Origin of the sequence: Pedobacter aquatilis, assembly GCF_032678405.1 — a bacterium.
Taxonomy (GTDB): domain Bacteria; phylum Bacteroidota; class Bacteroidia; order Sphingobacteriales; family Sphingobacteriaceae; genus Pedobacter; species Pedobacter aquatilis_A.
In genome coordinates this window covers 36,347-58,911 of the sequence record NZ_JAVTSJ010000010.1, presented here as the reverse complement: position 1 = coordinate 58,911, position 22,565 = coordinate 36,347, and the positions used below count along the sequence as shown (strand labels likewise).

22 protein-coding genes and 1 riboswitch are annotated in these 22,565 nt (G+C 41.6%); of the genes, 12 read left to right on the top strand and 10 right to left on the bottom strand.

From position 1 onward, the window contains the following. Window positions 1–160: 160 nt before the first annotated feature. Window positions 161–622 (bottom strand): Lrp/AsnC family transcriptional regulator, encoded by a 462-nt coding sequence (locus R2R71_RS21065; RefSeq protein WP_316833271.1) that lies wholly within the window; start codon window positions 620–622, stop codon window positions 161–163. 162 nt (window positions 623–784) lie between these two features. After that, window positions 785–968: riboswitch (cobalamin riboswitch) on the top strand. 178 nt (window positions 969–1,146) lie between these two features. On the opposite strand from R2R71_RS21065, the gene R2R71_RS21060 reads away from it, so the two are divergent. The 9 genes from R2R71_RS21060 to R2R71_RS21020 all read left to right on the top strand — a co-directional run bounded on the left by R2R71_RS21060 (window position 1,147) and on the right by R2R71_RS21020 (window position 11,886). Then, complete coding sequence (locus tag R2R71_RS21060; protein ID WP_316833270.1) at window positions 1,147–2,151, top strand: DUF1852 domain-containing protein; 1,005 nt, start codon at window positions 1,147–1,149, stop codon at window positions 2,149–2,151. Window positions 2,152–2,177: 26 nt separating this feature from the next. Further along, a complete protein-coding gene (locus R2R71_RS21055; protein ID WP_316833269.1) occupies window positions 2,178–3,212 on the top strand; it encodes a methionine synthase in 1,035 nt (344 codons plus the stop codon). A gap of 17 nt (window positions 3,213–3,229) precedes the next feature. Continuing rightward, window positions 3,230–4,225 carry a bile acid:sodium symporter family protein gene (locus tag R2R71_RS21050; protein WP_316833268.1) on the top strand — a complete coding sequence of 332 codons (996 nt, stop codon included), beginning with the start codon at window positions 3,230–3,232 and terminating at the stop codon, window positions 4,223–4,225. A gap of 4 nt (window positions 4,226–4,229) precedes the next feature. After that, on the top strand, window positions 4,230–5,345 hold the full coding sequence (locus tag R2R71_RS21045) for an alkene reductase (RefSeq protein ID WP_316833267.1): 1,116 nt from the start codon (window positions 4,230–4,232) through the stop codon (window positions 5,343–5,345). Between the two features lie 10 nt (window positions 5,346–5,355). Further along, on the top strand, window positions 5,356–5,742 hold the full coding sequence (locus R2R71_RS21040) for an acyl-CoA thioesterase (protein WP_316833266.1): 387 nt from the start codon (window positions 5,356–5,358) through the stop codon (window positions 5,740–5,742). A gap of 262 nt (window positions 5,743–6,004) precedes the next feature. Then, window positions 6,005–7,060, top strand: coding sequence for a M14 family metallopeptidase (locus R2R71_RS21035; RefSeq protein WP_316833265.1), 1,056 nt, complete (start codon window positions 6,005–6,007; stop codon window positions 7,058–7,060). 516 nt (window positions 7,061–7,576) lie between these two features. Then, window positions 7,577–8,050, top strand: a complete 474-nt coding sequence (locus R2R71_RS21030; RefSeq protein WP_316833264.1) for a hypothetical protein — start codon at window positions 7,577–7,579, stop codon at window positions 8,048–8,050. Between the two features lie 259 nt (window positions 8,051–8,309). After that, window positions 8,310–10,724, top strand: a complete 2,415-nt coding sequence (locus R2R71_RS21025; protein WP_316833263.1) for a TonB-dependent siderophore receptor — start codon at window positions 8,310–8,312, stop codon at window positions 10,722–10,724. An 88-nt stretch (window positions 10,725–10,812) separates the two neighbouring features. Next, window positions 10,813–11,886, top strand: a complete 1,074-nt coding sequence (locus R2R71_RS21020) for a PepSY-associated TM helix domain-containing protein (RefSeq protein WP_316833262.1) — start codon at window positions 10,813–10,815, stop codon at window positions 11,884–11,886. Window positions 11,887–12,247: 361 nt separating this feature from the next. Here the strand turns inward: R2R71_RS21020 and R2R71_RS21015 are convergent, their stop codons facing one another. From R2R71_RS21015 to R2R71_RS21000, 4 genes are read right to left on the bottom strand one after another with little or no spacing between them, the layout of a single operon-like run. After that, complete coding sequence (locus R2R71_RS21015; protein ID WP_316833261.1) at window positions 12,248–12,466, bottom strand: hypothetical protein; 219 nt, start codon at window positions 12,464–12,466, stop codon at window positions 12,248–12,250. A gap of 5 nt (window positions 12,467–12,471) precedes the next feature. Next, complete coding sequence (locus tag R2R71_RS21010; RefSeq protein ID WP_316833260.1) at window positions 12,472–14,433, bottom strand: MFS transporter; 1,962 nt, start codon at window positions 14,431–14,433, stop codon at window positions 12,472–12,474. Then, window positions 14,426–14,641, bottom strand: a complete 216-nt coding sequence (locus R2R71_RS21005) for a hypothetical protein (RefSeq protein WP_316833259.1) — start codon at window positions 14,639–14,641, stop codon at window positions 14,426–14,428. The genes R2R71_RS21010 and R2R71_RS21005 overlap by 8 nt, the downstream gene beginning before the upstream one ends. Next, window positions 14,626–14,886 (bottom strand): hypothetical protein, encoded by a 261-nt coding sequence (locus R2R71_RS21000; protein ID WP_316833258.1) that lies wholly within the window; start codon window positions 14,884–14,886, stop codon window positions 14,626–14,628. The genes R2R71_RS21005 and R2R71_RS21000 overlap by 16 nt, the downstream gene beginning before the upstream one ends. Window positions 14,887–14,963: 77 nt before the next feature. Between R2R71_RS21000 and R2R71_RS20995 the strand changes: the two genes are divergently transcribed. Further along, on the top strand, window positions 14,964–15,839 hold the full coding sequence (locus R2R71_RS20995; RefSeq protein WP_316833257.1) for a LysR family transcriptional regulator: 876 nt from the start codon (window positions 14,964–14,966) through the stop codon (window positions 15,837–15,839). A gap of 69 nt (window positions 15,840–15,908) precedes the next feature. Here R2R71_RS20995 and R2R71_RS20990 read toward each other — a convergent pair whose 3' ends face one another. Further along, on the bottom strand, window positions 15,909–16,691 hold the full coding sequence (locus R2R71_RS20990) for an AraC family transcriptional regulator (protein WP_316833256.1): 783 nt from the start codon (window positions 16,689–16,691) through the stop codon (window positions 15,909–15,911). An 85-nt stretch (window positions 16,692–16,776) separates the two neighbouring features. Here R2R71_RS20990 and R2R71_RS20985 point away from each other — a divergent pair, with 85 nt between their 5' ends. Further along, entirely contained in the window at window positions 16,777–17,826 is a 1,050-nt protein-coding gene (locus tag R2R71_RS20985; protein ID WP_316833255.1) for an SDR family oxidoreductase, read from the top strand. A gap of 460 nt (window positions 17,827–18,286) precedes the next feature. On the opposite strand, the gene R2R71_RS20980 is transcribed toward R2R71_RS20985, so the two are convergent. The 4 genes from R2R71_RS20980 to R2R71_RS20965 all read right to left on the bottom strand — a co-directional run bounded on the left by R2R71_RS20980 (window position 18,287) and on the right by R2R71_RS20965 (window position 21,354). Continuing rightward, window positions 18,287–19,465: an NAD(P)-dependent alcohol dehydrogenase gene (locus tag R2R71_RS20980; protein WP_316833254.1), complete on the bottom strand. Its 1,179-nt coding sequence runs from the start codon at window positions 19,463–19,465 to the stop codon at window positions 18,287–18,289. Continuing rightward, window positions 19,455–19,859, bottom strand: coding sequence for a DUF2255 family protein (locus R2R71_RS20975; protein ID WP_316833253.1), 405 nt, complete (start codon window positions 19,857–19,859; stop codon window positions 19,455–19,457). The genes R2R71_RS20980 and R2R71_RS20975 overlap by 11 nt, the downstream gene beginning before the upstream one ends. Before the next feature lie 10 nt (window positions 19,860–19,869). Next, entirely contained in the window at window positions 19,870–20,874 is a 1,005-nt protein-coding gene (locus tag R2R71_RS20970) for a carboxymuconolactone decarboxylase family protein (RefSeq protein ID WP_316833252.1), read from the bottom strand. A 69-nt stretch (window positions 20,875–20,943) separates the two neighbouring features. Next, window positions 20,944–21,354 (bottom strand): cupin domain-containing protein, encoded by a 411-nt coding sequence (locus R2R71_RS20965; protein ID WP_316833251.1) that lies wholly within the window; start codon window positions 21,352–21,354, stop codon window positions 20,944–20,946. Window positions 21,355–21,616: 262 nt separating this feature from the next. On the opposite strand from R2R71_RS20965, the gene R2R71_RS20960 reads away from it, so the two are divergent. Then, entirely contained in the window at window positions 21,617–22,513 is an 897-nt protein-coding gene (locus R2R71_RS20960) for a helix-turn-helix domain-containing protein (RefSeq protein WP_316833250.1), read from the top strand. Window positions 22,514–22,565 lie beyond the last annotated feature (52 nt).

Here is a 22,565-nt window from a genome sequence, read left to right as displayed (position 1 = left end):
AAATACTCATTTCCACTAACTAATCTGTAGAAACCCTCCAGGACTCTTCAAATAGCAGGGAGAAAGATGATCAGTTACTTAGTTTCATCCTCCGATGAAAGGCGTTGAACGATTGGGAAAAAGAAAAACGAGTGCCCATTAACCCTGACTTCCACCAATATTAAAAACTGATATTGTGTGTATTTTTGATCTCGGCCATTACGAAAGTACTATGTGCACTGCCAATACTTTCAACGGAGCCTAATTTATTAAAAACAAAGTCCTGGTAATGCTTCATATCTCGGGCATACACTTTCAGAAAGAAATCATAATCGCCGGAGATATTATAACATTCTACAACCTCCTCGATCTTGAGAATATCCTCTACAAAGCTGTTGCCCACCTTTCGGTCGTGCTGTTTAAGCCTGATATTGCAGAACACGATAAAGCCCTGGTTGAATTTTTCCGGGTCAAGCAGCGCGATATATTTCTTGATATAGCCAGTAGTTTCCAGGCGTTTTACACGCTGCACAACCGGTGATGGCGTCAAATTCACCATCGCAGCGAGTTCCTTAATGGTATGACTTGAGTCATTGCCTAATATTTTTAAGAGTTTCAGATCGATCTCATCCAATTGTTCCATAGCATAAATCACTGTTTCAGCACATAAAAGTAAGAACAAACCACATAAAAAATCACCAAATCCTTAATTTAAAGTAATTTTAGTTGAAATCATACCACATACTCCACTTTAATAACTGTTTTAGTAACTTTGGACAGAGTTTAAAACTCGTGGTTCTTTGCTTTTTCAGCAATCGGGAAAGGTTTTACTTAGCGGTGAATTAATAGGGAATCGTGTGCAAATCACGAGCTGTCGCGCAACTGTAAGTAACACAAAAGGTTTTACCAATGAATGATCACTGTGCAAACGGGAAGGCCGGTAAAAGCCGTTACAAGTCAGGATACCTGCCTTTTCTGAATTGACGATACTTCCGCGTAAAGAGGTTATTGGTCAGATTGTATAGCTTAAAGGTGCAAACCCTCATGGGTTGATCGTGCCCGTTTGTGTATACTTCTCCTCCTTAAATCCTTTCTTTTGCCTGTCGTATCCTGAATAATCAAGGACTTTTTAATGATTATTAACCATTTAAAAAGTTAAGGAAATACATGGAAAATATCCAGGACACCATCAGGAATGAATTTGTGTTCACGCTAAAGAGCACTTCTTTAGATGAAAACTATCACCCTTCAAGTCAGACACGTCTGACAACCAATTTCGCAAATCTGGCCAGAGGAGCTAACCGCCGGCAAAACTTACGTAATGCCTTAAATATGATTAATAATCGATTCAATGCACTGGCTCATGTAGATAATCCAAAAGGCGATCGTTACCATGTAGAACTCGAAATCCTCACCGTAACGATGCATATCGATGATAAGAACGGCATCAACGATCTGCCGATGATTGAGGTTTTAAAAACGAATATTTTTGACCGTAAGACTGGTCAGCAAATCGAAGGTGTTGCCGGAAATAATTTTTCTTCTTACGTGCGTGATTATGATTTCAGTGTCTTATTAATCAACTACAATAAAGACAAACCTGGTTTTACTGTTCCTGAAAATTTTGGCGATTTACACGGAAAACTTTATAAGTGCTTTGTAAATTCGGCAACTTATAAAGAGCACTTTAAGATGTCACCGATCATTTGTTTAAGCGTATCGGGCAATAAAACCTATACCCGCACGGAGTACCAGCATCCCGTTCTGGGCTTTGAGTACCAGCAGTACCAGTATTCGCTCACTGATGAATACTTCGCTAAAATGGGCCTGAAAGTTCGTTTTTTCATGCCTGCGAACGCCGTGGCGCCGATGGCTTTTTATCATTCCGGAGATCTCCTTTCTGACTATACTGATCTTGGACTGATCAGCTCAATCAGTACGATGGAGACTTTCCAGAAGATTTATCGCCCCGAAATTTACAATGCAAATTCCGTTGCCGGGAAAATCTATCAACCTAGTCTTAAACACGAAGATTATTCACTGACCCGAGTAGAGTATGACCGCGAAGAGCGCAGTCGTTTGGCTGTTGAACAGGGTAAATATGCTGAAGAGCATTTCATCAAACCTTACCGGGATGTTCTTGAGCAATGGTCTGCCAATTTCTCACTTTAATTAATACGACACATTAAAATTTTGCTATGACGAAGAAATTATTATTGCCCACCTCAATTGTTGGAAGTTTACCTAAGCCTGCCTGGCTTGCACCACCCGAAAAATTATGGTCACCATGGAAATTAGAAGGCGATCAGTTGCTTGAAGGAAAACAGGATGCCCTACGGATTACATTGCAGGAACAGGATTTGGGAGGATTGGATATCGTTTGTGATGGTGAGCAGACACGCCAACATTTCGTAACCACTTTTATCGAACATTTGAGCGGTGTAGATTTTGAAAATCGAAAAACCGTGCGAATACGTGACCGTTATGATGCGAGTGTTCCTATGGTCGTCGGCGATGTTGCCCGACAAAAAGCAGTTTTTGCTGAAGATGCCAAATTTTTGCGTAAACAAACCAATAAACCCATCAAATGGGCATTACCAGGACCATTAACGATGGTCGATACTTTGTACGATGACCATTATAAAAGTCGTGAAAAATTAGCCTGGGAATTTGCCAAAGCACTAAATGAAGAAGCTAGGGAATTGCAGGATGCCGGGGTAGACATTATCCAGTTTGATGAACCTGCATTTAACGTGTTTTTCGATGAAGTAAACGATTGGGGAATGGCAACGCTGGAAAGGGCAATTGAAGGCTTAAAGTGCGAAACTGCGGTACACGTTTGCTATGGCTATGGCATACAGGCTAATACCGATTGGAAAAAATCATTGGGCTCAGAATGGCGTCAATACGAAGAGGTTTTCCCGAAAATTCAAAAATCTAAAATTGATATTGTTTCGTTAGAATGCCACAACTCAAACGTGCCTTTAGATTTAATGGAGCTTGTTCGCGGCAAGAAAGTAATGGTCGGTGCAATTGACGTGGCAACCAACACAATAGAAACTCCTGAAGAAGTAGCCAACACGTTGCGTAAAGCCCTTAAGTTCGTAGATATCAAAAATCTTTACCCTTCTACAAATTGTGGTATGGCGCCTTTGTCAAGAGCGGTAGCACGAGGTAAGTTAAATGCTTTGAGCGCAGGCGCAGAGATCATACGCAAAGAATATGCGGTTTAGTAATATATTAAATTACATTGAAGAAGTTATTATCAATATTAAGTAAAGCAGGTTTCGACGGTTTCCTGCTCATGATAGGCATGATGATCCTGCTGGCCTATTTTTTACCGCAACCGGGTATGATCAAAGAACCTGTTTCCCTGGAGCAGATCGCTAATGCAGGCGTTTCGCTGATCTTTTTATTCTACGGCTTAAGATTGAGCGTGGAGAAATTAAAAGCCGGGCTTGTCAACTGGAAGATGCACATCATCGTCCAATTGACGACCTTTTTGTTTTTTCCGCTCATCGTTTTGGCGTCCCGACCGCTGTTCGTTGGTACCGATTTCGAAGTGCTTTGGTTGGGTATATTTTTTCTGGCAGCTTTACCATCCACCGTTTCCTCTTCTGTGGTCATGGTTTCCATCGCTAAAGGCAATATTCCGGCAGCCATATTCAATGCGAGCATTTCCAGTTTGATCGGTGTAGTGGTCACGCCACTTTGGGTTGGACTGTTCATCGCTTCTGCAACAGGCGATTTCGATGTCACCCATATCGTCATCAAGTTGGTTCTTCAAGTGTTGCTACCTGTCATCATTGGCATCAGTCTCAACGCACGTTTTGGCACCATTGCCGAAAAGTATAAGAAACAATTGAAATATTTTGACCAGGCAATCATCCTTACCATCATTTACACGTCTTTCTGCAAGTCATTCTCCGAACATTTGTTCGCAGGCTTTACCGCGCTTGAACTTGCGGGACTTGCCGCTGGGATGATAGCCTTGTTTTTTGCCGTATTCTTTTGCATCGGATTACTCAGTCGTTTGTTCGGCTTTTCAGATGAAGATCGCATCACGGTATTATTTTGTGGTTCTAAAAAGTCATTGGTACATGGTACCGTCATGTCAAAAGTGCTCTTTCAGCACAGTACCATCACCGGTATTGTATTGTTGCCACTCATGCTTTATCATGCGCTGCAATTGATTGCCGCCAGCATCATCGCTCAGGGTATGGCCCGGCGAAAAGAAGAAAAATAGTCCTATGAAGCTTTTAGAAAAAATACAGCTGGGCAATGTCAGCCTAAAAAACAGAATAGCCATGGCAGCAATGACCAGGGGCCGTACAGACAGCAATGGTATAGTGGGTGACATCACGGTAGAATACTATGCACAAAGGGCAAGTGCAGGTTTGCTGTTCAGCGAAGCCATCCGGACCAGTGAAGAGGCTACCGGCAGCCCGCTTACACCAGGTATTTTTACCGATCAGCAAATAGCAGCCTGGAAGAAGGTAACCACAGCTGTACACGACAAAGGTGGTGTGATAGTCGCCCAGCTTTGGCACACCGGCCGTATGGGACATTCTATTGACAGGAACGGCAAGCTCCCGCTTGCACCATCACCCTTGCCCATCCTGGGAATGCAACATTTTACTTCTCAGGGCAGGAAAGATTTCGAGATACCTCAGGAAATGACGATCGCGGAAATCAGGCAAACCATAAGCGACTATGGCCAGGCCGCGAAAAATGCGATAGCAGCAGGTTTCGACGGGGTTGAACTTCACGCCTGCAATGGCTATCTGCCCAACCAGTTCTTAGCTGAAAGTTCCAACCAAAGGACGGATGCTTACGGCGGCAGCATCCCCAACAAAGTCCGCTTCGTACAGGAGGTGATGCACGAATTGATCCGCGTGGTGGGTGGTGAAAAGGTGGGCATTAAAATAGCTCCTTTCCATTGCTATGGCGATATGATACTGGATGACCCTATAGCTACCTATACCTATCTGATCGAAAAACTGAACGAAATAGACTTCGCCTATGTGGAAATCATGAGGTTTAGCCCAAATTTTCCTTCGCCTGAACACTATGCGGCTGAAGACGAGATCGAGCGCTTCGGCAGGAAGATCCGCCAGACAGTTATTGCCAATGCAGGATATGATAAGGCTTCCGCCGAAGCAGAACTTGAAAAAGGCATTGCCAAACTGATCTCCTTTGGCAAGCTATACATCGCTAACCCCGACCTGCCTGAACGGTTTGAAAAAAACACCCTGCTTAGCGAGCCTGACAGGGCCACCATGTATGGTGGCGGGGAACAAGGATATATTGATTATCCATGCTGCGACGAAGAAAACGCTACACAAATAATAAATGATCAAATTTAATTAAGTGATAATGAATTTAACAGAACGTATTCAAGCTTCAGAAACACGGGTATTCAAGACCGTATTTCCCAATACCACCAACCACTATGATACGCTATTTGGTGGCACCGCCATGGCCATGATGGACGAGGTGGCTTTTATGGCCGCTACCCGTTTCAGCCGCCAGGTGATGGTGACAGTGAGCAGCGATCGCATTGATTTTAAAAAGTCAATTCCCGCTGGTACGATCATTGAATTGGTGGGCCGCGTTAAACATGTTGGTAATACCAGTATGAAAGTATCGGTTGAAATTTATGTGGAACAGATGTACGCCGAAGGACGTGATCTGGCAGTACATGGCGAATTTACTTTCGTTGCCATAGATGAACACAAGAAGTCAGTTAAAATAATTCAGTAAATACTGGCCTGTCTTACGTGCCGGAAAACCCTCAGCTTGTCACACTGGATGCACCAGAAAAACCCGGAAATATCGGTACAGGGTGATGGCATTCGTTTTTTCTCTAAGGATATATGGCTTTGGAAGTCTGGTGGCTGCAACAATCTAATCACTGCTGCTGAAACACAGGATGATTAATGCCACATAATTGCAATAATAAAGTTAACAGCCTTTACGCTGACAAGGAATCGATATTTTAGTGGCTTTTAGAGAAATACAAAAAATGTTCAGAAAACTTTATCATACACTATTATTAACGTCTTCATTCCATCTTTCGCAAGCGCAAACAGTTTTTCAATTCCAGGGTAAAGAAATCAAACCCGGCACAACAGAAAACTTTATGGTACCTGTTACATCGGGCAACGATGCTACTTTTATCCCGATTACGGTTTTCAGTGGGGCAAAGCAAGGTAAAACCATTGGTATTACCGCTGGAGTCCATGGTTATGAATATGCACCGATCCTTGGTGCCCAACGACTGACCAGATCGATCGACGCTAAGAAATTGGAAGGTGTAGTAATCCTTGTTCAGATTGCGAATTTCGAAAGCTTTAAAGGCAGATCACCTTATGTAAACCCTATTGACAAGAAAAACCTTAACAGGTCCTTTCCGGGTTCTGCCAACGGTACCCTTACCGATCAGGTAGCCCACTTCATTACCGAGCAGGTAATTGCAAAATCAGATTTTTTTCTGGATATGCATTCGGGTGATGCTCCGGAGGATCTTTATCCCTATGGTGCCTACTACAGCAACAGCAAGATGCCCGAGATTTCCAAACTCGGAAAAGAGATGGCAATTGCATTGGGCTATGAGTACCTGGTAAACTTTAACACTGATGGTAAGAAATACATGGATAAAAACGAGCTAAGTCTTTATTGCACCGCAGAGGCCTTTAAACGGGGAATCCCATCCGTAGATATAGAATGTGGTCGACTGGGCCTCATTGAAGCCAGCGCGGTGGGCAGCATTGAAAAAAGTGTACTGAACCTTCTGGCACACCTAAAGATGTTACCGAAAGAAAAAGCCCCAAATTCGTCACCAAAGCCTAAAGAGATCCTAAGCAGGTCTTACCTGTCATCAAAAAACAACGGTTTTTTCTATCCCCTGAAAAAAGCTGGCGATATTGTGAAGAAAGGCACACAACTTGGATACACTACTGATTACTTTGGAAATACCATCGAAAAATTCTACGCTGAAGAAGAAGGCCTGATCTTAATGATCCTGAGCACTCCACCAGTCAACATTAAAGAAGACGTTGTCGTAGTGGGCAAACTATAGCATTTCAATGAATTGAACAAACACTCCAAGAATTTGCCTTTCTAAGGATATTTTCATCGCTAGCCCTGATCTTTGGATCGGGGCTTATTGTTTTAGTCCTAAGCTAGCGCACGTGTGTCGCGTGTGTAAATTCTTCCATCTTGCTTCTCAACATATTCTTAGAAATTAGATATAAGAAACCCAAAATAAGGTCAGCCGCACAGTCATCCACATAGATGCCATTCCTGGATAAAACAACAATAACGCCTTTAACAGAGATCCTGTGATTAGCGAAATTCATTTCTAGCAGCTTTTTAGTTCAGAAATTAATATTTTTGATAAAGCACTGGCCACTTTAATATAAATGTCCCCAGCCTGAAAGTTACCTGCTAAATAGCTTTAAAATGGACGAATGATTAAATCCGAAATCATAAAAAAAATAGAAATGGATCCGATGTATATATTTTTTCCGGGCGACGCTTCCTTAGTGGGCCTGGTGGAGATATGTGTGTTTAACGCTGGTAGTGAGGCTGAGCAATGAAAACAGGTGCATTAATCGGCCTTGTCTTTGGCCTCCTTTGGTGGTGGGTTGGTGCTGGCGCTGTGACTGGATCAGCCGGCACAATGCTCCAGATTCTGGGCATTTTTATATTCGCCGCCACAGGCATCTGGATTGTCAGGAGGCAGGATACTCCGTCACGGCAAAAGCCGCGTTGGAATTACTACCTGATCGCTGTCATCGCAGAAGTCGTCGCCATAATGTTTTCACAAGCCTGGCTCACTGCACGGGGTTTAGGCTACCTGCTCTTTCCCACAGTTGGGCTCATCGTCGGCCTGCATTTCACCGGACTATGGTATGCCTTCGCACGCCTTCGATTTTTAATCCTTGCTACAGCAATGAGCGCTGTTAACTTGTTAGCGCTACTGCTACCCCTTTCGCCTGGAGAACGACTGTTATTATCTGGATTTGGTTCATCAGCATCGCTCCTCATTACAGTTCTGCTGCCCTGAAGGTTCCATCTTGCCCTTCTTTTCCCTTACAGGTAAACTATAGACGCTCATTTATACCTGATAAGGCTGATTAGATTTTGTTATCAAAATACCCCTTGTAAACTACTTAATACGCAATTAAATTGCGAAATGAGTTGACCATTCTTGAAGAAATCTCCAAATACCCCCCCGTCAAAAATTATAAAACTTATTGTACTTGTTTTGTTACAATTAATTGTGTTCTTTTGCGATCAATTTATAACTAGTCTAAATAAATAATATGAAAGATCGTCTACAATCAAACTTTCTCTTCGCTAAAATCATCTTTTTATTCTTAACAACTTGTATTTCGTTGACTGCTATTGCGCAGGACAAAGAAGTTGCTGCTGGAAAAATTAAAGGAACGGTCACTACAGATGACGGACAGATTGCACAAAGCGTAACCATTAAAATTAAATCATTAAAGAAAACAACGGCTACCAACTCATTGGGTGAATTTGAGTTTAAAAACATTCCCTTTGGAAAATACCTGATTGAAGCGGTAATGATTGGCTCAAACTCAGCTTCTGCAACTGTGGAAGTTTCGGTTGCTCAGCCAAGCCCTAAAGTTGAACTACAGCTGCAGTATTCTTCACAAAAACTGGATGAGGTAGTTGTAACTACCGGAGGGAATCGTTTTGCAAAAAAAGAAAGTGAAGATGTTGCCAAACTTCCCTTGAGAAACATGGAAAATCCCCAGGTATATAATGTAGTGAGTAAGGAGTTGATGAAAGAACAGATTGTAACAGATTATAACAGTGCTTTCAAAAATGTACCCGGTGCCGGTATTGCTGAGGTGCGAAATCAGGGAAGGACAACCAGCATTTCACGAGGCTTTCCCACCCCACAGGTAGTGAGAAATGGAGTAGGAAGTTTTACTTACACCACAATTGACCCTGCCAATCTGGAGCGGGTAGAAGTGATTAAAGGACCTTCTGCTACTTTATTTGGAAGTACCATATCATCTTTTGGTGGTTTGTTTAACAGGGTAACTAAAAAACCTTATGATAGTTTTGGAGGAGAAGTATCCTATTCAGGTGGAAGCTGGGATTTAAACCGACTTACTGCTGATATCAATTCGCCAATTAATGAAGAAAAAACAGCATTGATCAGAATGAATACCGCCTTACACAGCGAAAGAAGTTTTCAGGATGCAGGCTTTAATAAAAGTTACCTGATTGCACCGAGCTTCTTGTATAAGGTAAACGATAGGTTAACATTAATGATCGATGCGGAAATTAGCGGATCAAAAGGGACTTCACCAACCAGGCTACTGCCTTTGGCACCTACAAATGCTTCGCCAACCCCGGTTGCTACCAGCATCAAGGATTTGAATATCCCTTACAACCTTTCTTTCGCCAATAACACAGTATCCTATACCAGTCAGCAGTATAATATTTTCGCACAGATGAAATATAAGATTTCTGACCACTGGACTTCGCAAACTATCTTTTCAAGGACCAGGTCATCATCTGACGGGTATGTAACGCAGCTGAGGGTGCGAAGCGCAACTACTGTAAGACAGGAAGTAACCCTGCAGGATTATCCTTATTACGGAACCGATATCCAACAGAATTTTGTTGGTGATTTCAAAATTGGAACACTTAGGAACAGGGTGGTAGCAGGCTTTGATTTTTACAGTTTAAAATCAACCCGAAACGACGCTACTGTAAACATGGCTGATATCAATATAACCACCCCTGGCGCTGCTTACAACAATTTTACAGCAGCTAAAATTGCCCCAATGTTTGCCACTGCAACTTTTACCAACTTCGCAGCGAACCGTGAGAATACCTATAGCGGGTATGTTTCTGATGTGTTGAATATAACCGACAGGGTAATTGCTACTGCGGGGATTAGAATTGACCGTTATTTTAACCGTGGTACTTTTGTGCCTAGTACGGGTGTACTTTCTGGTGATTACAATCAAACCGCTTACTCGCCAAAGTTTGGTTTAATTTATCAGGCAATCAAAGATAAGGTCTCTCTTTTTGCAAACTATCAGAATGGCTTCAGCAATAATTCCGGTGCCGATTTTAGCGGAAATACTTTTAAACCAAGTTGGGCTAATCAAGCTGAAGGAGGCGTAAAACTCGACTTTAGCAAAATCAGTGCAACATTGAGCTATTATGATATTAAAGTCACCAATATTCTTATTCCCGACCTGGTAAACGGAAACTCATTTAACGTACAAGACGGTACACAAGTTAGTAAAGGTTTTGAAGGGGAGTTGATTGCCAACCCGTTTGCTGGTTTGAATATTATTGCCGGTTATACCTATAACTTCAGTAAAATTACCAATGGAAGCCAGGCATTGGACGGCTTACGTCCTACAACTGCGGGTTCGCCAAAAACAGCCAATTTATGGGTAAGTTACCGGATCGTTAGTGGAAAAGCTCAAGGCCTTGGAATAGGCTTTGGAGGAATTTATGGAAGCGAATACTACCAAACCAACGTAAACGCTACAGCTGCAGCGCCTGCATTTAAATTTAGTGTTCCTGAATATACCATTCTTGATGCTTCCGTGTTTTACGACAGGCCAAAATTCAGAATAGGTTTAAAAGTGGATAACCTGACCAATGAAAAATACTGGTCATCCCGTTTCCAGGCGCAGAACCCTACAAAAATCACCGGAAATATCGTCCTTAAGTTTTAATCAATTAACTTTGAAAGGACGCTTCTGCGGAGAATCGGTGCAAGGACTACAATGAAATCCTTGCACCGATTTTTTATCACTAACAAACATGAAAAACAAAAGAGTCAGGAAAGTTGTCAACCAGATTCATTTATGGCTGGGTCTTATTACGGGTATCATAGTCTTCGTCATCAGTATCACCGGATTTGCCTATGTTTTTGAGGAGGAAATCCGCGATTTCAATGACCGCCAATATCTGGAAGTTCCTGCACAACAAACTCCTTTTGTGGGTTTGGGAACCATTATCGATCATTTTCAGGCTCATGCTAAAGAAAAGCTGGGGTCGGTTAAACTAACACCTGGAAAATCCAACGCCACCATTCAACTGGTTACCAATAAAAAGAAAACTTATTATTTTAACCCTTACAGCGGAGAGAAGATTTACGCCAGAAAGGCTGATTGGCTGAATACTGTTCTGGAGCTTCATACTTCTTTGTTAATGGGTGAAACGGGTAAAATGATTCAAGGCTGGTCGGTGGTCATTTTCCTGATTATTCTGGTGTCAGGATTGGTTTTATGGTTTCCGTCGCAACGCCGCCTGTTGAAACAATCTTTAAAAATCAAATGGGGCGCTTCCTTTAAGCGGGTAAATTTCGATTTGCATCAGGTATTGGGTTTTTATGCTTCAATCTTTCTGATTGTCATCGCTTTGAGCGGCACTTACTTTACCTTTAGTGGCGTGAAGAAAACTGTAGCGTTTATTACTGGCTCAAAACTGAGCGAAGGGATTAAAAATAAACAGCAGGAGAACCTTCAGCTTGCTACACTTTCACAACGTTATGATTTTATTTATAACAGGTTGTCTGCTGATATGAAGGGCGCTGAGTCGGCCACGTTTTCAGTTCGCAAAAATGGGGAACTGCGTGTACGTATCATTTATCCTTACCGCTTTTCACGCAGGCAAAATACTTTTTTCTTTGATGAGCCAACAGGAAAGCTGATCAGGAGTAAGCTTTATCAAAACAACTCGGCGGCAGACTGGTACGAAGCAACCAATTATGATTTACATACCGGAAGGTTGCTGGGCTATTTAAGCAAAATCATCTGGAGCCTGGCCAGTTTAATCGGTGCATCGCTTCCGGTTACAGGTTTTATCATCTGGTGGAAGAAAAGGAAATTTTAAAACTGTTTTCCCGTCCAATTATAGATACCATAGTTTTAATTATGAGGTAGTTTTATCCTGAAATATTTTGAGTTCTAAAATAATTCGCAACTCCTGCAAATCAGCAAAAAAATACTTTGAAAATCGCCCGGCAACCTAGGTATGTGGCTTGGAAAATCTATTCAAGCTACTTTAAGTAGCCGGAGGTCGATTTATTTTATCGAAGCTTTTCGAAGATTTATTGGTAGGGAATCTAGTAATTGCTGATCTCCAGAAGATTTCCATCCGGATCCCTAAGGTATAGAGATTTTATGGGGCCATTGGCTCCTGTTCGTTCAACGAGCTCATGGTATAATAGTTTAAGGTCAGAATTTAGCCATTGCTATAATAGCGCTTCTACCGGGACTTTTGTGATGAAACAAAGGTCTGCTGAGCCTGGCCTTGCATTTGCCGCTTTGGGTTCAATCTCCTTCCCCAGTTCATGAAGATTGATTTTCTGCTCGCCGAATTTCAATGCTTTTCGGTTAGCTCCAAAGGTGATGATGGTTTTTTCAATATCCTTAACCGTGAGGACAAGGTGATCAATGCGTTCTATTTGCATGCTGTTTAGAATTGAATTATTGGGTTTTTCTTGTCGTGATAGAAAAGTACTTGCCAATGTTGTTGTTTTGCCTGAATTTCCCATTCTTTGCGCCATGCTCTCGCTTTCTTTCCTTCATAATCTGTCTTATAGGCTATCGGCAACCGGAGATAACCTTGTGTAGGTAAGTTATCTGCCCCATAAAAGGCTGTTCTCCCTTCTGAGCTCACCCAGAATACCTGGTGGTAAGGACTATGACCTCCGGTAACCTGGTATCGAATCTCAGTCGTGATGTTTCCGTTATCTTCAGTTAGCCAGACGATTTCAGCCGAATTGACCAGAAAATTTAATTTCTCCAGATCGTAGGATTTACTTTCACTTTGGCTTAAGGCATAATCATATTCCCGGCGTTGGATATAGATTTGGGCCTCGGGGAAGGTTAATTGTTGTTTACCGTTTTCTGATTGCACGAGCCCGTTTACATGGTCTTTATGTAGATGGGACAGCAGGACTTTGCTTATTGCACTAACTGAGAGCCCATCCTGCTTCAACTTTTCTGTTATTAGATGCCGGCCGTTCTCCTCCCAGCCAATTCCTGCGTCAAGTAAAATATGTTCTTCTCCGATGCTGACAAGGAAAGGTTGTATGGCCATCTTCACCTGATCGGCTGCATCGCTTTCTGTGAGCAGTTTGAATTCTTTGGTCTTACTGACGCTAAAGTCGCCTTCTTTCAGGGGTGTAATTTTCATTCTTTTTTCTTTATGCAGCGTCAATAATAATCCGGTCGATACCAAAGCGCTTAGGGATAAAATAAAGGTTTGCCAGTTGCTTGCATGAAGCAGGTAACCACTGAGACTGCCGATGATACCTGACCCAAGATAGTAAAATAACCAGTATAATGAGGTGGCCGCACTCTTACCATTTATGGCGTGACTGGCAACCATTCTGCTTGCCATAGTATGAGCAGCAAAAAATGCCATCGTTATCGTTCCCAGCCCGACAATTGTTAGCCAAAGCTTATCAAATAGCATAAGTAATGTTCCGAGAACCAGGAGGCCTACAAATGCTTGCAGTACTTTGCGCAATGCATAAACTTCTGCCAGTTTTCGGGCAATTATTGCACCTATCACACCAAATGCGTACATCACGAAAATCAGTGCAACCCAGAAATGGCTTAATTTAAACGGGGCTGCCGCTAAACGAAATGTCAGGTAATTGTAGATGCTAACAAATGTGCCTACCATTATGCTACCTATTACGTAAAGGCGGATCATTAAAGGATCTTTGATAAATCCTGCCATTTGTTCCAGCTTATTTTGTACTGATGAACGTTCAGGTTTGAAATGCTGGCTTTCAGGAAAAAACTTCAGGAATACCAGTCCCAACAGTAGGCTTTGCAGACCAATGAATAGTATGGCATATTGCCATCCAAAATAGCCTTCATATAGTGTGGCGAATATCCGGCCAGTCATACCTCCGATTGTATTGCCGTTTAGATACATGCTGATAGCTAATCCAACTAAGCCTATAGATACTTCCTCGGTTAAATAGGCTAATGCCACCGAGGAGACGCCCGCAAGAATGAATCCTTTAATCAACCCTAAGCTGATGAGCAGATACAAATGCTGAACCTTAAAGGATAATATTGTCAAAACTGCTGAAAGGATTAAAGATACCGACATTTGTTTTTTCCTCGAAAATCCATCTGCTTTGAGTCCGAAAAAAAATAATCCCAGTGCCATTCCGATGGTGGCAGAGGAAACAAGCATAGAACTCTCTCCTATACTCGTTTGGAAATGCCTTGCAACTGTAGGTAGTAGTGGTTGGAAAAGATATAACTGGGCAAATACAGATAAACCCGACAGGAATATGCAGATTTTGATGCTTCTGAACCGGGCTTTATCACTTTTTAGGTTCTGGTGTTCTGCAACTTCGCATTCAGAGCGTGAAGCAATAGGCAATTTAATCTCTTCGCAGGCTTTACTCATTGATTGCGTAAATATAGCCCAGCCCTTGTGTTTCGTCTTCGCTTTCGTAACAAGCTAGTATTCTTTTATAGCCTGAACCTTCAAATTCATCCAGCATATTCCAGTTTTCGTTTAGTTGTGCAGAATGTAAAACGATGGCATGGATTTCGTGTGCTTCCTCACCAGCTGAATTTGGGCGATAACCGCTATACCCTAACCTTGCCCCCATCCTTTCTCCTCTAATATCCCCTTTACTGTAGCAGGTATCCACTCACCTGTGATGTGGGCAACTTTTGAATGATTAGGTTTGCCTGGTGCTAATGTTCCGTATATGATAAGTTTTTCTTCTGGTTTATACAGCAAAAGCAACGCTCGTTGAATTTCCGTAAGGGCATGTGCAGATAAATTTTCTGTTTTAATCTGGGCCACATCCATTCTTTTATTTAATGCTGTAATGATTTCCATTACTTCCATTGTTGAAAGTACCGGATAAAAGCTAAATTTGTAAAAGTGTATTTTTAGATTATTATCATCGATAAAACCGATTAGCTATGGAACTTCGTCAATTGCGTTATTTTCTGAAAGCAAGGGAGCTTTTGAATTTTACAGAGGCTGCAGAAGCATTGTTTATCAGTCAAAGTACGCTATCTCAACAGATCAGGCAGTTGGAGATTGAACTGGATGTAGATCTGTTCAATCGGATTGGGAAGCGGATATCGCTGACGGAAGCTGGTGCACTCTTTGCAGATTTTGCACAGCAAAGTGTGAACCGGGCAAATGATGGTATGCTGTTGTTGAAAGACTTAAACAATTTAAAGACTGGTCAGATTAGCATCGGCGTTACTTTTGCCTTGCGCAACCTGCTGACGAAAACTTTGGTTCGTTTTTCCAGGCTTTACCCTAAGGTGAGGGTGAAAATTATTTTCGGTACTTCTGATGAGCTGATGAATAAGCTCGAAACTGCTGATCTTGATTTGGTTTTGACTTTTAAGGAGGATAAACAGGATACACGCTTTAGGCAAGAGTTACTCTTTAGTTCGCCCTTGACCCTCGTTATGCCGGTTAATGATAAGCTTGCGAAATTGCGGAAGATATCCTTAGAAGAGATAACCAGATTACCTTTAGCTTTTCCAGACGGCGGTTACAGTACTACCAGGTTTATTTCAGAGGCTTTCTCCACCAAGGGTTTATCGCCCGAAGTTTCCATAGAAATCAATGACATTCCAACATTGCTTGAGCTTGTAAAATCTGGTTATTGGTATACGATCCTAACTCAGGTCAGTGTTGTGGATAAGGATTTGGTGACAGTCCCTATTCAGGGAACAAAGATGTTTAGAAATGCGATGGCCATATGGCTGGTTGAAGCTTATCCAAAGAAAGCAATGGTGGCCTTTTACGATCTATTAAAAGAAACCACCTCTCATTGAAACTCGTTGCAGATATATTCTATTTTACACATCTGCCACAACCTGGTTCCGCTTTTCTTGTAGTAAAATTTATCGGATTAGTTTTCTCACATGACTTTCATCAGTGAGACCGAATTCTGCAGCGATTTGTTTGAGGTTATAATTTCCACTTTGCAGACGCTTTTTTATCAGGGTTTTGCGATACTGACTTATATATTCCCTCAAAGTAGTGCCGCTATTGCGTTTAAAGTATGGGCCAATATAATCTGCTGTAGTGCCAAACTGTTTGGCCATAATCTCGGATTTTAGTTGTGGGGGTTGGTAGATGTATTTGTGGATATAGCAGAACAAGGCTTGTATGTCCCGGCTTCTCTTAGGCGCCATTTTGATTTCTGGCATATTGCGTTGCAGTATTGTCGCGATGGCAAGGATTTGTAGCCAGATGAGTTGTTCATTGGCAAGACTATCTTGTTTGAGGGAAAGGACGACGCTGATAATATTAAAAACAGTAATACTGTCATTATCACTAAGCTCGAAGCCTGACAAATGTGTTTCCCTGCTTTTGATAAGGTATTCGAGTTGCTGCAGCCCATATGTAGGTGTGGTGTATTGCTGATGGATGTAAAAATCGGTGAACTTGATAAAGACAAATCGTGTTACAGATTCGATCTTAAAAAAATGTTCATCATCTGGCCCGATGAGGAATACATCGTTTGCTTTGTAGCAGATAAGCTGATCCCCAATCTGGTGCATGCCAGTACCATAAATGATAAATATGAGTTCATAGTGATTATGCCTATGGATTGGGTGTAGCCATTCCGTGGCTTCGAATGAGGAAATGAGGAGTGGCTGGAATTGCCTGTAGTGCTTCATATCGGAAAATTACAAATTTATATCGGCGTTCTACCAAAAGTCCTATGTTTATCTGGGCTAGTTTTGATTTATAAATTTTAAATTGATGAAAAAAGTAGCTTTAGTGGTTGGTGCAAATGGTGTAATTGGCACTAACCTGATTAATCATTTATTGGAACTTGGGGACTGGGAGGTGATCGGCTTGTCCAGACGGGGTGGATTAGATGTGGGTAATTTACGATATCTCACATTGGATCTATTGGATAAAGAACAATGCAGGTCTATGCTAAGTGTGCTAACTGAGGTGACCCATATTTTTTATGCGGCTTTTCAGGATCGGCCAACCTGGTCAGAACTAGTCGGCCCAAATCTTGCAATGCTGGTGAATGTGGTGGAGCAAGTTGAGCCAATTTCCAGGAATCTCCAACATATCAGTTTGATGCAAGGCTATAAGGTTTATGGGGCGCATCTTGGTCCCTTTAAAACGCCGGCCAAGGAGTCAGATGGTGGTCATATGCCGCCGGAGTTTAATATAGATCAGCAGGTTTTTCTGGAGGAGAGGCAGCGTAGTAAGTCTTGGTCATGGTCTGCAATTCGTCCTTCGGTGGTAGCAGGTGTGGCCTTGGGCAACCCAATGAATCTTTGGGTAGCTATTGCAATTTATGCAGTAATTTCTAGGGAGCTTGCCATTCCGCTTCGCTTTCCCGGAAAACCTGGGGCTTATGATAAATTGCTGGAGATGACCGATGCCGGGCTGCTGGCAAAGGCTACTGTATGGGCAGCTACTAACGAGCAGTGTGCGAATCAGGCTTTTAATATTACCAACGGAGATTTATTCAGATGGAACGATCTTTGGCCCAAGATTGCAGATTATTTCGGAATGGAAACTGGGTCTCCCCTAAATATGTCATTAAATACGATGATGGCAGATAAGACTGATTTATGGAAAAAGATACAGGAAAAGTATAACCTGAAGCAAGTTAGTTATGCTGAGATTTCCTCTTGGGCTTTTAGTGATGCGGTGTTTGGTTGGGATTATGACTTTTTTGCAGATGGAACAAAAGCACGCCGGTTGGGTTTTCTTGAGTTTATCGATACCGAAGATATGTTTACTCGGTTATTTGATGAACTAAAGTTCAAAAAGATCATTCCATAGTATTTAATAAACCCAATGAAACTCTTACATATTATCATTGGGTTGTTTTCTAAATATACAGGACTGAAAGTAGCCTGACTCATATTTATGGAAACAAACTGTCTTCACTGCATTTCTAATTGTAGGCTTTGAATCTATGAACGATATTCTCAATATCGCTATTGAAATTTGGCCTACGAATGAGCAACGCGACTGATAAAAAAGCCCTGGGAAATCAAGGCTTTTTTATATTACAGATTCTATTTGTCAAATTTGAGTCAAGGACTCATTTCCGTTTGCTAATCAATAGAACTTCGCTTAAACACTTGGAATAGTAGCGAGTAAGCAAATCTGACAAGCATAACTCCATCAAAAACAATAAGACGTCTAAAAAAGACATTACCATGCAGTCTGCATTGGGCAATATTTATTAATTACAGCGGATAAAAACCCTTTCAGTTAAAGTTCAGAAAGGCTTTATCTAAATAGTCGATGCATCGATAACATACCTGTATCGGGCTGCTTTGTTTACCACTTTATCCCAGGCTTGATTAATCTGGTCACCTTTAATTACTTCTACCTGAGGATAGATTTTATTGGAAGCACAGTAATCCATTACTTCCTGCGTTTCCGGTATTCCACCAATGAGCGATCCATTGAAGTTTACACGGTTACGGATCATCATAAAATTATTAATGGTGAGCTTACCTTCCACCGGCATACCTACCTGAGTAAATTCCTTATAAGGTTTCAATACCATCGCGTAAGCCGCCACATCAAAATCATAGGGAATGGTAGAAATCATATAATCAAGTTTTCCATAGTAAGCTTTAAGCTTATCAGGCGAATCAACAACTACGATTTCCTTCGCACCAAAACCTTTGATATCCTCCACCTTTGAGGCTGAAGTAGTAAAAGCATAAACCTCAGCCCCTTTTGCTACCGCAAGTTTAATGGCGATGTGGCCTAAACCACCAATTCCGGCAACACCAATTTTATTGCCCTTTTTGAAATTAGCCCGCATTAGTGGTGAGTAAGTGGTAATCCCCGCACAAAGTAAAGGCGCTGCATATTTAAGTTCAATACTTTCAGGAATTTTGATGGCAAAATGCTCGGTTACGACAATATTAGTTGAATAGCCTCCTTGCGTGATGCCCGTTGGTGAGGAAGCTTCTGTAGCACCATAAGTACCCGTCATCCCGGTAGTCTCACAATGATGCTCCTCTCCTTTTTTGCAGCTATCGCAACTCATGCAGCTATTTACCATACAACCCACGCCAGCCTTATCACCAACTTTGAATTTGATAACTTTCTTTCCTACCGCAGCTACAATTCCAGCGATTTCATGGCCTGGTACCTGTGGATATTTTTGCAAACCCCAATGTCCTTTGATCGTATGGATATCTGAATGGCAAATCCCGGAATATTTGATATCAATGAGGATATCGTTATCCCCAACCGGCCTGCGCTCAAAATTCCATTGTTTTAGTTCTCCATTTTTATCTCTTCCTGCATAGCCCTTAGATTTGACGTTGGCCGCTAGAATTTGCTCCGGGACTGCATCGTTAGCCAATAGGCTTAATGGTCCGGCAGCAGCTACCCCTGCACCTATAATAGCAGTTTGCTGAATGAATGCTCTTCTTGAATGGCTATTTTTCATTTGTGGTGTCTTTGTGTTTATTTTCCGGAATGATTTGAATAGTAGAGGCTTTTGCAATTTCGCTGATCATGGCAGTCAGATAAGGACTGGAACTGTACTTATTGCGATAGGCATAATCAATCTCTGTATTGATTTCCCCTTCTATACTTTCAAAACTTACATTTTTTGATTCACCTGCGGCAATTATTCTGCCCGATTGTTGTGAAATGGCTGCCTGATACCAGCTGGACTTTTTTCCATGGTAGGCCCTTACATAAAGTGCACCATTAACAATTACCGACCAGATCCAGGTTGGTGTTCCATAACTTATACCATCCGTTCTTAAGGGTGATATTTTCAGGTCGTCGGCTTTATCTATTGCTAGCACTTCTGCTGTAGTGAAATGATTTGTCATTGCTTTTATCTTATTTAAATTTGCTGAATATGGCGGTTATAATTTGCGGATCGATACTCTGCATGTCTACCAGCTTTAATGATTTAACCATTTTTTGAGTGGCAGTTTTATAGTGTTGAAAATGCGGGGTCTTTAAATGCGACTGATAGGCCGCCGAATCCGCATACATTTCAATTATTCTGATTTGCGCCGGGTGCTCCTTTTGAAACATCGGATAAATGGCGATCACGCCCGGTTCAACATTAACCGAAGTAGCGGCTTCTTCTTTTAAGATTTCCTCATACGCCTTTTGGTATTCAGTAAAGATCTCGATTTCTGATATACGCACCATGAGCGACTGATTGGGTAAAGGCAACTCAGGAAGGGAAAGAAGTTTCCTAAGGGTATTGGCCTGCGTTCGATTAACAGATTTTTCAATAAGCTGAGATACCTGGATAAGTTGTTCGAAAGAGATACCTGTGTTTTTCCCCATATTAACGTGCGCATTCAACTGTCCTTCCACTCCCGGGAGAGCAGCCAGGGCTGATATGGTGATGAGTTCCCGTTGCTGGTATGAAAGCACCTTGCTGTCGAAAATATCTGCAAATAAGTGCTCTTTCAAAAAGGCATCAATGCGTGGTGTAAACTCGCCGAAGCCTGGAGCGGGCTTTAGTTGCTTTACACCGGTAAGTTCCTCCAATGTTTTTCTGCCACGCTCATAATGGTCTCCGCCAGGTTTATCCATTGATATAGACTGACCTGATTGATCTTGTTTACCGCCTAATTTACGTTCGGTGAGCAGTTTCTCTAACGTGCCAAGTGCATTCAAACTTCTTGGGAAGCCACAATAGGCATATAGCTGTACCATTGCTTCTTTGATCTCATTAATCGTTAAGCCAGCATCCAGGGCAAGTCCAATCTGTATCTGGAGTGCCTCCAGATTTCCGGTAGCGGTTAAAGCAGAAATGTTAACTAATCCTTGTTCCTGTTTACTGAGTGTATTATTTAAAGAAGCTTTTTCTTGGGCTTTCATCATCTGTGTGTTTATAGTGAATAAAAAAAGCAGGATTAAAGGCACAATTCTGGTCTTGCTATCCATGTCTTTTTAGTCTTGATTTGCTTGTTTGTATTCGTCCTCACTTACCGGCAAAAGCCAGATGGCGTTGGTATCATCTTTGAAATTCGTAAGTGCGATATGCGACATTTTGGCGCCTGAAACAGCACCATGCCAGTGATCTACATTGGCAGGTATTTTAATGATATCGCCCTTTTTAATTCGTTGTGCAGTTTTCCCCCTTTCCTGGTAGAGTCCTTCACCTTCGGTCACCATTAAAATCTGTCCTTTCGGATGACTGTGCCAATTGGTTCTGGCGCCAGGCATAAAGGTTAAGCTGCCTAGTACAAAATCATTATTTTCATCTCGCTCGGCCAGGAGTTGGAGGTAAGCTTCTCCTGTAAAATAACCATTGGTAATCTTTTCCCCAATGGGGAAGATGCTGTTGCTACTGTTTTTCATTTGATTTGTTTTATCGGTATTACAATTAGTCAATATTAAAATGCCAAACAGGAATAATGGAATACTAAGAACCTTATTCGTGATTTTGATTTGAAATGCTTTCGTTTTGGTATTTCCTTTCTAAATAACATATGCAAATTTCGTAACTGGAGCTGAGCTAGATTTATATGTATTACGGATTAATTTACCAGTTTTACTTATTTAACTAAGCTATACCAAAGCACTTAAAAGGATTACTACTTTTGTATAAAATGCTAGTACCATGGAAAAAATTGAAAGGATAGAAACTGTCAGGCAATATAATGAAACAGCTAATGTCGATACCTTGCACCCACTGGTAAGCGTGATAGACTTTGATGAAATACCCAGGTATCAGTACTTTCGAAGGTATATGGGGATATATGCCGTCTTTTTGAAATATATTAAGTGCGGTGATATGAAATACGGGTGTCAGCCTTACGATTATGAAGACGGTAGCCTGATTTTCGTCTCCCCTGGTCAGGTTTATGGAATAGACAGTAAAGGCGAAGTCTTTAAACCTGCTGGCAAGGCATTGGTATTTCATCCCGACCTGATTACCAATACCCATTTAGGAAAGATCATTGGGGATTACAACTTTTTCTCTTACGAAGTGAATGAGGCCTTGCACCTTTCAAAAAAGGAGCGGGAAACCATTAATGACTGTTTTAACAAAATAGCCTTTGAGATAGAACAAAACATCGATAAACACAGTAAGACACTTATCGTTTCAAATATTGAATTGTTTCTCAATTATTGCATGCGTTTCTACGATAGACAGTTTATTACCAGGATTAATGTTAACAGGGATCTGTTGAGCAGATTTGAGGCGTTGCTGAACGATTACTTAGATTCGGATAAACCGCAAACCATTGGGTTGCCATATGTAAGTTATTTCGCTGAGCAACTTAATCTTTCCCCAAATTATTTTGGGGATCTTGTCAAAAAGGAAACAGGAAGCACACCTTTGGATATCATTCAATTGAAATTGATCGAGCGAGCAAAAGTTAAACTTTTTGATATTGGCAGTACTTTAAGCGATATCTCTTTTCAATTAGGATTTAGGTATCAACAGCATTTTACACGTTTTTTTAAGCAGAAGACTGGAAAGACACCTCTTGAATTTAGGAACTCGAACTGAATTGATAGTATCAATAAGAAACCGCTCTGGCGCAAGCATCCGCTTGCACCTA

Bases quoted from the DNA above. Each gene is read 5' to 3' on its own strand.
- R2R71_RS21065 (WP_316833271.1), bottom strand. From the start codon at position 622: ATGGAACAATTGGATGAGATCGATCTGAAACTCTTAAAAATATTAGGC.
- R2R71_RS21060 (WP_316833270.1), top strand. From the start codon at position 1,147: ATGGAAAATATCCAGGACACCATCAGGAATGAATTTGTGTTCACGCTA.
- R2R71_RS21055 (WP_316833269.1), top strand. From the start codon at position 2,178: ATGACGAAGAAATTATTATTGCCCACCTCAATTGTTGGAAGTTTACCT.
- R2R71_RS21045 (WP_316833267.1), top strand. From the start codon at position 4,230: ATGAAGCTTTTAGAAAAAATACAGCTGGGCAATGTCAGCCTAAAAAAC.
- R2R71_RS21040 (WP_316833266.1), top strand. From the start codon at position 5,356: ATGAATTTAACAGAACGTATTCAAGCTTCAGAAACACGGGTATTCAAG.
- R2R71_RS21035 (WP_316833265.1), top strand. From the start codon at position 6,005: ATGTTCAGAAAACTTTATCATACACTATTATTAACGTCTTCATTCCAT.
- R2R71_RS21030 (WP_316833264.1), top strand. From the start codon at position 7,577: ATGAAAACAGGTGCATTAATCGGCCTTGTCTTTGGCCTCCTTTGGTGG.
- R2R71_RS21025 (WP_316833263.1), top strand. From the start codon at position 8,310: ATGAAAGATCGTCTACAATCAAACTTTCTCTTCGCTAAAATCATCTTT.
- R2R71_RS21020 (WP_316833262.1), top strand. From the start codon at position 10,813: ATGAAAAACAAAAGAGTCAGGAAAGTTGTCAACCAGATTCATTTATGG.
- R2R71_RS21015 (WP_316833261.1), bottom strand. From the start codon at position 12,466: ATGCAAATAGAACGCATTGATCACCTTGTCCTCACGGTTAAGGATATT.
- R2R71_RS21010 (WP_316833260.1), bottom strand. From the start codon at position 14,433: ATGAGTAAAGCCTGCGAAGAGATTAAATTGCCTATTGCTTCACGCTCT.
- R2R71_RS21005 (WP_316833259.1), bottom strand. From the start codon at position 14,641: ATGGGGGCAAGGTTAGGGTATAGCGGTTATCGCCCAAATTCAGCTGGT.
- R2R71_RS21000 (WP_316833258.1), bottom strand. From the start codon at position 14,886: ATGGAAGTAATGGAAATCATTACAGCATTAAATAAAAGAATGGATGTG.
- R2R71_RS20995 (WP_316833257.1), top strand. From the start codon at position 14,964: ATGGAACTTCGTCAATTGCGTTATTTTCTGAAAGCAAGGGAGCTTTTG.
- R2R71_RS20990 (WP_316833256.1), bottom strand. From the start codon at position 16,691: ATGAAGCACTACAGGCAATTCCAGCCACTCCTCATTTCCTCATTCGAA.
- R2R71_RS20985 (WP_316833255.1), top strand. From the start codon at position 16,777: ATGAAAAAAGTAGCTTTAGTGGTTGGTGCAAATGGTGTAATTGGCACT.
- R2R71_RS20980 (WP_316833254.1), bottom strand. From the start codon at position 19,465: ATGAAAAATAGCCATTCAAGAAGAGCATTCATTCAGCAAACTGCTATT.
- R2R71_RS20975 (WP_316833253.1), bottom strand. From the start codon at position 19,859: ATGACAAATCATTTCACTACAGCAGAAGTGCTAGCAATAGATAAAGCC.
- R2R71_RS20970 (WP_316833252.1), bottom strand. From the start codon at position 20,874: ATGATGAAAGCCCAAGAAAAAGCTTCTTTAAATAATACACTCAGTAAA.
- R2R71_RS20965 (WP_316833251.1), bottom strand. From the start codon at position 21,354: ATGAAAAACAGTAGCAACAGCATCTTCCCCATTGGGGAAAAGATTACC.
- R2R71_RS20960 (WP_316833250.1), top strand. From the start codon at position 21,617: ATGGAAAAAATTGAAAGGATAGAAACTGTCAGGCAATATAATGAAACA.